We start from the raw sequence: 1063 nt of genomic DNA, 5'->3' as shown, positions 1-1063 counted from the left end.
TCCGCTTACTAATAATATACCATGAAAATTCAAAAAAGTCAATAATTTATCTATGTTAATTCCGTGCGATCTGTGTCATCCGTGTACTTTTAATTCACAATTCAAGATGTGACCCTATACCCCCTTCCAATTCAAGATGTGACCCTATACCCCCTTCTGGAGTTCAGGCTTTAGCCTTTCATTTTTAGTAAGGAGAGATGGAGAATAGGGAGAAAAGGAGAGAATTCTTTTAATATTTTTCTCCATTTCCTTCTTTCTCCCTTTCTCCTTTATTTCTGTCGGTAAAGGCTCAAAATCTCTATCTATAAACCAGACAGGTTCTTTAAACCGTCCTAACAGATGTGCCACCCCATCTACAAAGCCATTCAAATACACCCCAACCTCTGCCTCAGAATCTATCCTTGCCGGTGTGGAGTATCTTGGGTCTGAAATATCATAGGATTCATCCGGATGGTCTGTGACTATATTTTGCCCATTGGCATACTGGATAGCAGAACTTTCTACCCCGTCTATATCAACAATAATCTGATGGATAAGATTATCATCAGGAATAAGCTCTTCACCTGAAGTAACCACAAAACAGGTAGAATCTTCTCCTTTAGCTGGTATATCTAAGGTAGAAGCAGGATATTCAGTTATACTCAGACAGTTTGATGCCTTAATAAGGCTTATTGTTATCTCAGCTGTCTTAGACTCGTTAGTATTATTTTTGATTGTGATGTAGTGTGTATGTGATTCATATGGCTCAGTAAAATTTTCCCAGGCAGGATAAACATAGACAATAAATTTTTCTTCTACTTCAAAAGTCAATCTATAGTCATCTTCAGGGCTTCCATCTTCTTGTCCATCTTCATCACCATCCAGAGTATTTCCATCACTATCTTCTGCTGTTCCTAAAATGGTAACGGTATAATTCTCAGCATCAAAATCCTGTGATGGAGTAAAAGTAAGAGTTCTATTATTATTACTCCAACTAAACTCTCCTTGAATATCAGGGTAGATACTAAAAGCGTTCTCAACAGAAGTTATGTCCATTGGCTTACTGAAGTTTATTACAATATTT

1 protein-coding gene is annotated in these 1063 nt (G+C 37.1%); it reads right to left on the bottom strand.

Going from position 1 to position 1063, the window contains the following annotated elements; translation table 11 throughout:
* Positions 1 to 144 precede the first annotated feature (144 nt).
* On the bottom strand, positions 145 to 1063 hold a 919-nt coding region (locus AB1414_21430), incomplete at its 5' end, for an Ig-like domain-containing protein (protein ID MEW6609973.1).

The sequence above is a fragment of the bacterium genome (genome assembly GCA_040755795.1).
Taxonomy (GTDB): Bacteria; UBA9089; CG2-30-40-21; order CG2-30-40-21; family SBAY01; genus JBFLXS01.
The sequence above is the reverse complement of the archived record's forward strand: the minus strand, read 5'-3'. Positions and strand labels throughout refer to the sequence as shown.